The 11,359-nt window shown below is 64.4% G+C and carries 8 protein-coding genes; 6 read left to right on the top strand and 2 right to left on the bottom strand.

Features of this window, described 5'->3' with window-relative positions; all coding sequences use genetic code 11:
- The first annotated feature begins 2 nt into the window (after window positions 1–2).
- From NKF06_RS00120 to NKF06_RS00105, 4 genes are all read left to right on the top strand, one after another.
- The gene (locus NKF06_RS00120; RefSeq protein ID WP_253244108.1) at window positions 3–1,028 is read left to right on the top strand and encodes a DUF354 domain-containing protein; all 1,026 of its coding nucleotides are present in this window, start codon (window positions 3–5) and stop codon (window positions 1,026–1,028) included.
- Between the two features lie 186 nt (window positions 1,029–1,214).
- A complete protein-coding gene (locus tag NKF06_RS00115) occupies window positions 1,215–2,273 on the top strand; it encodes an ATP-grasp domain-containing protein (protein WP_253244107.1) in 1,059 nt (352 codons plus the stop codon).
- Between the two features lie 35 nt (window positions 2,274–2,308).
- A complete protein-coding gene (locus NKF06_RS00110; RefSeq protein WP_253244106.1) occupies window positions 2,309–4,276 on the top strand; it encodes a glycosyltransferase family 39 protein in 1,968 nt (655 codons plus the stop codon).
- A 99-nt stretch (window positions 4,277–4,375) separates the two neighbouring features.
- Window positions 4,376–4,825 (top strand): hypothetical protein, encoded by a 450-nt coding sequence (locus NKF06_RS00105; RefSeq protein ID WP_253244105.1) that lies wholly within the window; start codon window positions 4,376–4,378, stop codon window positions 4,823–4,825.
- A gap of 183 nt (window positions 4,826–5,008) precedes the next feature.
- Here the strand turns inward: NKF06_RS00105 and NKF06_RS00100 are convergent, their stop codons facing one another.
- On the bottom strand, window positions 5,009–6,037 hold the full coding sequence (locus NKF06_RS00100) for a thioredoxin domain-containing protein (RefSeq protein WP_253244104.1): 1,029 nt from the start codon (window positions 6,035–6,037) through the stop codon (window positions 5,009–5,011).
- A gap of 366 nt (window positions 6,038–6,403) precedes the next feature.
- On the opposite strand from NKF06_RS00100, the gene glmS reads away from it, so the two are divergent.
- The gene (glmS, locus tag NKF06_RS00095; protein ID WP_253244103.1) at window positions 6,404–8,212 is read left to right on the top strand and encodes a glutamine--fructose-6-phosphate transaminase (isomerizing); all 1,809 of its coding nucleotides are present in this window, start codon (window positions 6,404–6,406) and stop codon (window positions 8,210–8,212) included.
- 24 nt (window positions 8,213–8,236) lie between these two features.
- Window positions 8,237–9,946 carry an asparagine synthase-related protein gene (locus tag NKF06_RS00090; protein WP_253244102.1) on the top strand — a complete coding sequence of 570 codons (1,710 nt, stop codon included), beginning with the start codon at window positions 8,237–8,239 and terminating at the stop codon, window positions 9,944–9,946.
- A 209-nt stretch (window positions 9,947–10,155) separates the two neighbouring features.
- Here the strand turns inward: NKF06_RS00090 and glmU are convergent, their stop codons facing one another.
- A complete protein-coding gene (gene glmU / locus NKF06_RS00085; RefSeq protein ID WP_058826188.1) occupies window positions 10,156–11,337 on the bottom strand; it encodes a bifunctional sugar-1-phosphate nucleotidylyltransferase/acetyltransferase in 1,182 nt (393 codons plus the stop codon).
- Window positions 11,338–11,359 lie beyond the last annotated feature (22 nt).

Raw genomic sequence — 11,359 nt, 5'->3', positions numbered from 1 at the left:
CGATGGACATCCTCATCACGATTCAGCACCCTGCGCACGTTCACTTCTTCAAGCACGCCATCGACGAGTTCGAGGCCCGCGGCCACGGGGTCCACGTTCGCGCCCTCGACAAGGACGTCGCCGTGGACCTCCTCGACGAGTACGAAATCGACTACGAGGTCGTCGGCTCCCGCGGCGATTCGCTTTCCGGCGTCGCGCTGTCGACGCTCGGTATCGAGTATCGCCTGTTTCGCGCCGCGCGGGACATCGACCCGGATGTCGTCGCCTCCATCGGCGGGTTCGAGGCCGCACACGTCGCGAAACTCGTCGGGGCCGAGTGCGTCGTCTTCACCGACACGGAGCACGCGACGCTCTCGAACGCGCTGACGTTTCCCTTCGCCGACGAGGTCGCCACACCGAAATGCTACCGCGACGACGCCGGTTCGAACCACTACCGGTACCCGAGTTACCACGAACTCGCGTACCTCCACCCCGACCGATTCGACCCCGATCCGTCGGCGCTCGACGGCCTGCCGGTCGACGCCGACGACACGTACGCCGTCGTCCGGTTGGTCAGTTGGGGCGCGGCGCACGACATCGGCGACGAGGGTCTCGACGGCCTCACCGACCTCGTCGGTCGCCTCGAAGACGCGGGCGCATCGGTACTCATCTCCGCGGAGGGCGATTCACTTCCCACTGAGTTAGCAGACTACGCCATCACCATCGATCCGCACCTCATCCACCACGTGCTCGCGTACGCCGACCTCTTTATCGGCGAGAGCGGGACGATGGCCTCCGAGAGCGCCGTGCTCGGGACGCCGACCGTCTACGTCCACAGCGCGAACCCCGGGCTCATGCGCGACCTCGCCTCGTTCGACCTGCTGTTCGGGTACCACGGCGAACACCGGAACGAACGCGCCGCGGACCGGGCGGTCGACATCCTCCGGTCGACCGACGCCGACTGGGAGGCCCGCCGACAGCGACTCCTCGAAGAGAACGTCGACGCGACGGACATCATCGTCGAACGGGTTCTCGCGGCCGTCGAGTAGCGGCCGTCGACTAGCCGCTCGTCCCCGCGTTTCGCCGCTCGTTCTCGGACCGTGACTGAGGCCTCGAAATAGCCGATTTTCGACGGTTCACGCCGTTTATCTGCTATATAATAAGGGGCCCTTGGTGCCTGTCTCGTCTCGATGACACTGCTGGATACAGTCCGACCGTCGAGCCGGGACGGCGATGTGACCGTGCTGGTGACCGGTGCCGGTACCTTCGGCGCTTCGGGTATCATCAAGGCGATTCGACGGGCCGACGCGTTCGACGCCCACATCGTCGGCGTCGATACGGACCCGGACGCTTACGGCTTCAGCCTCGTCGACACGGCGGAGACGGTCCCCGCCGGTGACGCCGACGCGTTCGTCTCCGAGCTGCGTTCGGTCGCGCGCCGCGAGAACGCCGACGTGATTTTCCCCCTCAACGCGGCGGACGTCGAGGGCCTCTCCGAGGCGAAGCCTGCCTTCGAGCGCGAAGGTATCGAAGTGATGGCCGTTCCGCCCCAGTCGCTCTCGATTACCAGGGATAAAGGACGGCTGTACGACGAACTCGTCAAGCAGGCCCACCCGATGGCACCCGAGTTCTACCGCGCCTCCTCGTTCGACGAGTTTCTCGATGCGGTCCACGCGCTCGGCTATCCCGACCGCCGCGTCTGCTTCAAGCCACCCGTCAGCAACGACAGGCGCTGCTTTCGCGTCGTCGACCCGGATATGGACCGGTTCAACGCGCTGTTGAACCAGAAACCGGACAGCACCGTCACCACGCTCGACGACGTGCTCCCCGTCCTCCGTGAGACGGCCCAGTTCCCCGAACTCATCGTGATGGAGTACCTCCCCGGCGAGGAGTACACCGTAGACGCCCTCGTTCGCGACGACGAGACGCCGGTTCTCGTCTCACGGTCGCACGCCGCGACGTGCGACGACTCCTCGTTCGTTGGCACCGTCGAGAAGAACCCGGAACTCCTCGGGGACGCCCACGAGCTCTGCTCGCTCTTCGGGTTGGAGTACAACGCCACGTTCCGGTTCAAATACACCGCCGACGGCAGGCCGAAACTCGTCGACGTCCATCCGCGAATCTCCCGGTCGGTCACCGCGTCGGTCGGTGCGGGCGCCAATATCCCCGCGCTCAGCGTGCAGTACGCGATGGACCGTGAGCTTCCCGAACTCGACATCGAGTGGGGAACCCACGTGACCCGCGACTGGCAGGACGTGTTTTACGGCCCCAATACGGACCCGACCACAATCTGACGGACGCTCTTCGAACCACAACTCTCAGCTCATACATGACGATGCTCTCATCGGTATACGACCGCTTACAACGAGCCGAACTCGACGTGCTCGCGGCGGCCCTCGGAGTCGTGCTCGCGCTCGCGTTGTTCCCGCTGCGGTTCCTCTCGTCACAGATCTTCATCGTGACGCTCCCGATACTCCTCGGCGTCGGGAGTCTCCTCTATCTCGCGGCCGCCCGCGGGAGGGGGACCACGAACGGCCTCCCGACGCTCGCGCCGTCGCTCGTGCGACTCATCTCGGCCGGCGTCTTCTTCGGCCTCGCCGTCATGGTCGTTCTCGCGGTCGTTCAGGGCGAACGAAGCATCCTGTTCATGGACATCGGCGGCGTCGTCGGCACGCTCCTCCTCGGACAGATACTGCTCGCCCCGGACGACGAACTGCGGCCGAGCGTCTTCCTCGCGGAGATTCTCGTGTACTCGTTCGTCGTCCGATTCGCCGCGCTCTACACCGCGCCGGGTTACATCGGAATCGACATCTGGTCGCACACGACGTTCGTCCAGATGATTCTTCAGGCGGACTCGCTGTCTGCCATCAACGACATCAAGTACTATGCGTCGCCGCTGTTCCACCTGCTCACGGCGGCGTCGACGCACCTCCTCGACCTGTCGCTTCGGAACGCGCTGTACCTCTCGATCGGCGTCGTGATGCCGCTCGTCCCGATTTTAGTCTACGGGACGGCACGACTGCTCGTCCCGCTCCGGTGGGCCCTCACCGCCGGCGCGCTGTACGCGATGGGCGACCAGGTCGTCCGCTGGGGCATCCACCTCATCCCGACGAGCCTCGGCCTGCTGTTTTTCCTCGCGTGTCTGTACTGTCTCGTGCGGATCACCCACGCCAGCGAGCGATGGCGCGACTTCGGCCTGCTCGTCCTGTTCAGCACCGCCGTCATCCTCACCCACCAGGTGTCGTCGTTCATCATGTTGGTGCTCCTCTTCGCGGGGTTCATCGCGCAGGTGTTGCTCCGGTTCGACTTCTTCACCGAGGACCCCGACCCGCTTTCGTTCTCGGGCGGCGCGTCCAGCCCCGTGAACCTCGCGGGACTCGTGGGATTCAACCTCGGACTCATCGTCTTCACGTGGTCGCTGACGCCGTATCAGGGCGACACCTTCCTCGAAACGGTCATCAACTACCTCGTGTTGAACCTGTTCAACGCCGGGTTCCTTCAGGGCGTGAGCGGTAGCGGCGGGTCGGCCGGCGCGTCCGGTGTGGCCGGTTCGGCCGGTCAGACGTTCTTCTCGCAGCTCTCGACGTACGTCACCGAAGCCGGCTTCCTCATGCTCATCTTCGCGGGTCTTATCGGGTGTCTCACGGTGCTCAACCGCTCGCGGGCGACGCAGACGACGTACACGTTCGTCGGCGCTATCGTGGCGATGCTGTTCGTCGTGCTCGGACTGCCGCTCGTCGGTATCGAGAGCTTCGTCCCCGGTCGCTGGTTCGCGTACCTCTACGCCCTCCTCGCCATCATCGGCGTCCTCGGATTCCGCCACCTCGCGAACCGGACCTCGCTCAAGGTGGTCGGCGTCATCCTACTCCTGTTCGTGCTCGTCTACCCGAACGTGATGCTCATGTCGAACGACGGCGCGATGGACAGTCCGGCGTTCCCGGACCAACACGAACGGCTCTCGTACACCGAACAGGAACTCGCCGCCATCGACACGTACGGTTCGGCCCGCTCGTCGCAACAGGGCGGCGAACTCTACACCGACCTGCCGTACGGGACGGTGTGGGAGCGGACGAACGCGTATCCGGCCGAGCCGTTACCGGCCGAAGAAGGGAGGCCAGTCCCGCAGGGGATAACGGCCTATCGGGAGTACCAATCACAGAGCGCCTCGTACTTCCCGAACGAACAGGACGTGGCCACGAACCTCGACCCGTCGAAGACCGAGGTCTGTCCGCCGACGACGAACTACGTCTACGCGAACGGCGAGGTCACCATCTGTTCGCTCCCCGGCGCTAACTGACCGCTCGGCTCGCGGTCGTTCTTTTTGTCACTCGACAGTGTGGATTAGCACTACATGCCGTCCCGAACTCATTTGTTCACATGAGTGAAAGATGGTGCCATGCCCTCCCGACGCAAATACCTCGCCGGCTTCGCCGTCACATGGTCCATGGGAGTTGCTGGCTGCGCTGGTTTCGGTAGCTCAGACCCCCTCCATCGAGTCGAGATGGACAACAACACTGGCAGAGATATCGAGGTGTTTGTCGAGGTGATGAACGACGCTGACGGGACACTATTTCAGCGGTCGTTCGCCATCGAAGCAGGGAACCAAGACGAAGGTGCCGACTGGTTCGAGGGAGTCCCGACCAAACTCTCGGTCGCAGTGGGTGACGCACAGCCGCTCACCGCGGCGTGGCCATCCAAAATCACCGAAGTAAACGCGGGCGAACGACCCGAGACGCACGGTATCCCTCCCTGCATTCGTGGGGGAGACTCGATGACCGGTGTTTTCGTTCGCATCGCTTCTGCCGAGAGGATGTGGCTCGAACCAACGTGTGGAGACCCACAGTGACTCACAGCCCCATTCACTGTATCTCCCTCGTCTGAATGCTCGCTCAAACTCGACTTGAGAGTGATTGGTACGCGCGCTATTCAGCACGCCCGCAGCACCTCGGGCGGGAACCGTATCACGACTCCCTCGGCCGGTGCAGGCGGCTCACACCCGAAGAATAAGCCTCGACAGCGTCGCGAAGAACTAGAACGTGTCGTCGTCCGACTCGGTCGTCTCGTTGCTTCCGAACGTCGTCGAACTGTTGTTCGTCGCTCCGGTCTCGTTTCCGCCGGACGACGACCCGAAGGCGGTGTCGTTTTCAGTCGTAGACTCTCCGAACGAGGTGTCGTTTTCGGTCGATCCTCCGCCGAACGTGGAGTTACTCTCTGTGGTTCCGCCGAACGTCGACCCGCCGTTCGCGACCCGCTCAAGCTGTTCTCTCGTCGCTTCGGGGTCGACCGTCGGTGCCGTCACCTCGTCGTCGGTGGCGATGCGCGGGACGGTCGTGATGCCGAGTTCGGCCGCGCTGTCGGCGGACAGTTGGACGCTTTGGGCGTACGCGCGCGAGCGAATCGCCCGCCGAATCTGGTCGATGCCGTTCGTGTCCGCCGCCTCGGCGAATCGGACGAGGTTCTCGGTCGTCGCCCAGTCGCGGCGCTCCTGGGGCTGGTTCGCGAAGACGTAGGAGAAGTACGTCCAGAACGACTCGGGGTCGATGTTCCAGACCGCGAGCCCGGCTTCGCTCGCCCGAGGCGCGTCCGGCCCGAGATACGGCTCGCCGTCCATGTACGCCACGTTCCGGAACTCGATGGAGAGGTCTCCGGTCGCGACGAAGTCCTCGACCAGCCCGCCGAACTGCTGTCGCACGAACTCCTGGGTGTATGGGCATTTCCAGCTCCCGTAGACCGTTACCGTCGTGTCGGCCGTGCCGATGGTCGGATACCGCGCGTCGGTCTGCAGCGACCGGAGGGCACCCGTCTGGAGTTCGAACGACGGGTCGGACACCGTCTTCGGACGCATCTCGACGGACGCGTTCGCGTCGGTCTCGTTGCCTGCGGCCGTCCGCGTCTCGGGCTGCGCGGTCGTCGTCTGCTGTTCCGACTGCCCCGCCGGCGTGTCCGCTCCGCCGCTGTTCGCCTGCTTGGCGAAGCTCGCACAGCCGCTCAGTGATGCGATGGCCGCGACACCGGATAGCTTGAGAATACTCCGTCTGTCTGTCTCTCGGTCAACCATACACCACACCTAGTCGTAAACGGCATTATTATCGGCCGTGTAAGCAATCCCGGCGCGCGCTCTACGGTCTGTTCGGTGCCTAATTCGTCGTTCGACCCGCCGATGTCACGTTTCCGAAAAACCGCACGACAGCGACGCGTTTGTTTCGGTTGTGGAGTCGCCACCGTCCCTTAGCGCGTCTATAGTAATGGCCGCTTCCCCGTATCGTGGTTTCACGGACAGCTCACCCGCTGACCCCACAAACCATGACACATCAGAAACAACTCTTGGGGGAGTCGAACATCTCCACCCCGTCCGCTCTGAACCGACCACAGCCAACGACGACCGGGACCGCGCGTGTCTCGCAGTCCTCGGAGGGTCGCTGACATGTGCGGAATCATCGCTCACGTCGGTGAGAAGCGGGCTATCAGCCCGCTCGTGACCGGACTCGAGAAACTGGAGTACCGCGGCTACGACTCCGCCGGTATTGCGGTGAAAAACGGCTCGGGACTCGACGTATGGAAGTGCTCGGGTCAGGTTTCCGACCTCAAGGACACAATCGACGGGGTCGAATCGAGCGCGACGCTCGGTATCGGACACACTCGGTGGAGCACCCACGGGCCGCCGACCGACGAGAACGCGCACCCGCATACGAACCAGACGAATCAGGTCGCCGCGGTCCACAACGGCATCATCGAGAACTACGCGACGCTCAAGGAGACCCTCGAAGCCGAGGGCTACGAGTTCACGAGCGACACCGACACCGAGGTCATTCCGAACCTCGTCAGCCACTACCTCGACCGCGGAAACGAACCGCTGGCGGCGTTCCAGCACGCGGTCGATGCGCTCGAAGGAAGCTACGCAATCGCGGTCGTCGTCGACGGCAACGACTCCATCTACGCCGCCCGGCAGGGGTCGCCGCTCGTCCTCGGCGTCGACGAGAGTAGTTACTACCTCGCGAGCGACGTGCCCGCCTTCCTCGACCACACGCGGAACGTCGTCTACCTCGAAGACGGCGACACCGTCGAGGTCCGCGCCGACGGCGTCGACATCACCGACGAGAACGACGAGACGGTGCGGCGCGAAGTCGAGACGGTCGACTGGAACCCCGACGAGACCGGAAAGGGGCAGTTCGACCACTTCATGCTCAAGGAGATTCACACGCAACCGACCTCGCTCCAGAAGACGCTCGAGGGCCGTCTCGACCAGGAGGCTGGCGACATCAACCTCGACATCGAGACCGACCTCTCGGACATTGACTCCGTCCAACTCGTCGGATGCGGCACCTCGTACCACGCCGCGCTGTTCGGTGCGAGCCTCCTGAACCGCTGTGACGTTCCGGCGCGCGCGATTCGCGCGAGCGAGTACGACTTGACGACGGGGTCGCTGACGGACAACACGCTGTTCATCGCGGTTACGCAGAGCGGCGAGACAGCGGACACGCTCAGCGCACTTCGGCAGGTCAACGACGAGGGCGTCGAAACGCTCGCGGTGACGAACGTCGTGCAGTCGACCGCCGCCCGCGAGGCCGACGAACCGATTTACATCCGCGCCGGCCCCGAAATCGGCGTCGCGGCCACGAAGACGTTCTCGTCGCAGGCGGCAGTGCTCACGCTCCTCAGCCAGCACCTCTCGGACATCGTCGAATCCGGCGTCCCCGCGGACAACCTCGACCGACTCGTCTCCGATCTGGCCGAACTCCCAGACGCCGTCGAGCGGGTGCTCCAGACGAGCGACGCCAAGCGACTCGCTCGCGAGTACCTCGACATGAACGCGTACTTCTTCATCGGCCGCGGACTCGGCTGCTCGGTCGCCAAGGAGGGCGCGCTCAAGTTCAAGGAAATCACCTACGAGCACGCGGAGGGGTTCGCCTCCGGCGAGCTCAAGCACGGTCCGCTGGCGCTCGTCACCGACCGGACCCCCGTCTTCGCGGTCTGTACCGACGGCAGCGACAAGACGGTGACAAACGCCAAGGAGGCGAAGACCCGCGGCGCGCCTATCGTCGCGCTCGGCCCGTCGGACCACCAGATAATGGACACTGCGGACGAACAGCTCTACGTTCCCGACAGACATCCCGTCTGTGAGAACCTCCTCGCGAACGTCCAACTACAGCTGCTGTCGTACTACTGTGCGACCGAGTTGGACCGCGAGATAGACAAGCCGCGAAACCTCGCGAAGAGTGTCACGGTCGAATAATCTCACGGAGACCAGCCACCCACAATGAACAAAGAACTGTTTGGCGTCCTCGACGACGACGGGGCGTTCGACGACCTCGCGTCTCGGTCGAGTTTCGACTGGGTCGCCGACGGCGAGCGCGCGACTGTCGCTATCCGCGACCCCGCGCTCGGGTTCCCGGGGCGCTCGTCGACGTATCAAGACGAGCGAGGGAGCTGTATCGTCTGGGGCGAGGCGTTCTCCCCCGATGACGTTTCGACCCCGACAGCGGAGTACGCCCTCGAACGGTACGCCGCGGTCGGAGCCGACGCGTTCGGTGAACTCAACGGGTCGTTCCTCGTCTTCGTCGAACTCGACGGCGACGCGATAGTCGCCTCGGACCCCGCCCGAACGTGGCAGTGTTTCTACACCGACACGCCCGACGGGCGGGTGTTCGGTACGAATCCACAGCGCGTCCTCTCGGCGGCAACCGGGCTGGAAGTCGACACCCGCGGCCTCCTCGAGTACATCCACATGGGGGTCGTCGTCGACGAGCGGACGGTCTACAGCCGACTCAGCTGCATCCCGTTCGACGGCTACTTCACCGCCGACGAGTCGGGGACGCTCTCTCGGTTCGTCTACGACCCCGCCGACCCCGACGAGTTCGACTACGTCGACGAGCTCGCGGCGCGCCTCGAACGGGCGATAGCCCGTCGGGCGAACTACCCCGGCAAACAGGGCGTGCTCCTGAGCGGCGGCTACGACTCGCGAGCAATCGTCGCCCAGCACCCCGACATCGACGTCTGCTACACGCTCGGCGCGCCCGACCATCCCGAGGTCGAAGCCGCCCGGAACATCGCGAACCAGTACGGTGCCGACCACGAGACGCTCGTCCCCGACGACGACTACATCAACGTCGACGAGGACGTCATCGAGTACTCGCTCGGCACGCGCGAGTCGGTCCACGTCCACCACGCGGGTTGTGACGAAAAGATGGACGCCGACACCGTCTTTCACGGACTGCTCTTCGATACGTTCCTCCGCGGACACTTCCTCCCCCAGAACGTCGTCGAAGTGTTCGGCAATCGGTTCCCGTTGCAGGGTCTGGACCCTGACCCGGACCCCGCTGAGGTGCTGTCGTCGAAGTTTGGCTACCACCCGGCGTGTGACCACGTCTTCCCCGAGTGTTACGACGAGTTCGACACGAGCATGGAGTTCATCAACGATGTCGTCGACGAGCAACTCGACAAGTGGTCGGACCGATACGACAACGTCTACGACAGTATCGAACTCATCGGGATCCAAAACCAGCCGTCGGTCCCGTTCCACTTCGAGCTATCGGACAACTACATCGAGTCGTTCGTCGCCGCCGACGCCGAACTCATCGACTGGCACCTGAAGACCCCGCCCGAAAAGCGCAACACGAACACGATGATGGCGGCGATGCAGAAACTCAACCCGGACATCTTCCGCCACCGGCCGCCGGACAGACCGCACAACTCGTTCAGGAGGAACCAAATCGAGAAGTTCGTCCGCCGGAAAATCCCCGGTATCGAGCCGTTCAGTTCTCCGTGGCCCGACATGGAGGCGCAGTACGAACGGAACGAACTCGACCGGAAGCTCTTCCCCGGCTACCCGAGCATCCACGAACTTCCGGTCAGAGTCAAACTCCGAATCAACGACATCACCACGTGGATGAACGCCGCGGATGACGACAGCGTCCTCACTCCCAACGACGTGCTGTGTCCGCCGGTGCGGATGCTCACCGACTCCTGAACACCCCGTTCCTTCTCCCCGATTGATCGACGACTCGTGCTCGCGACGTCGTCTCGCTCGTTCTCCGCCGCCACAGACTGCTGTCAGTACTGACGCACCTCGACATCGACGACGACTGACAAGAATATGCGACGGTACGGAGAGATTCGGACTGTTCCGAGGTGTCGCAACCGGTGTGAGAAGAAGGCCGTCTCGTCGCTGTCGTCGCGTTATCGGTCGGTCGCCACGGTCTCGCCGGGCATGGTACGAGCGCCTTCGGAGAGTTTCACCCCGGCGTTGAGCGCCGTGTTGATGCCGGTCTTCGCGTCGTCGCCGACGACCGCGCCGAACTTTCGGCGGCCGGTCGAGACCCGTTCGCCTTTGACCGTCACGGAGACGGCCTCGCCGTCGTGGCGGAGGTTGGCGACGTTCGTTCCCGCGCCGAGGTTGACGCGTCGGCCGACGACGCTGTCGCCGACGTACGAGAGGTGGCCGACGCTCGTCTCCGCGAGGAGGACGCTGTTTTTGATTTCGACGGCGTGGCCGACGTGAACGTTGGGCCCGACGAACGTGCAACCGCGCACGTACGCGTTCGGTCCGACCGTCGCGCCCGCCGAGATGTAGGCGGGCCCCTCGACGACGGAGCCGTCTTTGACGGTCGCTCCCTCCTCGACGACCACGTCGCCTTGGACCGTGGCGTCGTCGCTCACGTCGCCGTCGATGCGGCGGTCGAACGTCTTGAGCTTCCACTCGTTGGCTTCGAGGAGTTCCCACGGTCGTCCAACGTCCATCCAGCGGTCGAGGGTCACCGGAGAGACGTTGAACTGGTCGATGACCCGGTCGAGAACGTCGGTGAGCTCGCGCTCGCCGCGCTCGCTCAGCGGTACGTCGAGCATGTCGCGGGCCTCGGCGGGGAACACGTACGCGCCGGCGTTGACGAGGTCGTTCTGCGGAGCGTCGGGTTTTTCGACGATTTCCGCCACCGCGCCGTCGCTGACGTTCAACACGCCGTAGTTGGAGGGGTTCGGGACGCGGACCGACGCGATGCTCGGTGCCGCGTCGAACAGGGCGTCGATTCCGGCGGGGTCGTAGAGGTTGTCACCGTAGAGGACGGCGAACGCGCCGTCGATGTGCTCCTTGGCGGCGCGAACCGCGTCTGCGGTCCCCTGCTGTTCGTCCTGTTCGACGTACGAGACCGGGACGCCGCGGTAGGACGAGCCGAAGTGTTCACGCACCGTCTCTTGGCCGTACCCGACGACCACGACGAGTTCATCGGCACCGGCTTCGACCGCCGCCGCGGCGGTGTGGCCGACGATTGGCTGTCCGGCCACGCTCAGCATCGGTTTCGGAACCTCGTTCGACAGCGGGCGCATTCGCGTGCCGCGTCCGGCTGCCAGTAGAATCGCTTGCATACCACGCCGTAGTCGAACGACG

Source organism: Haloferax sp. AB510 (assembly GCF_024136985.1).
Classification (GTDB): domain Archaea; phylum Halobacteriota; class Halobacteria; order Halobacteriales; family Haloferacaceae; genus Haloferax.
The sequence above is the reverse complement of the archived record's forward strand: the minus strand, read 5'-3'. Positions and strand labels throughout refer to the sequence as shown.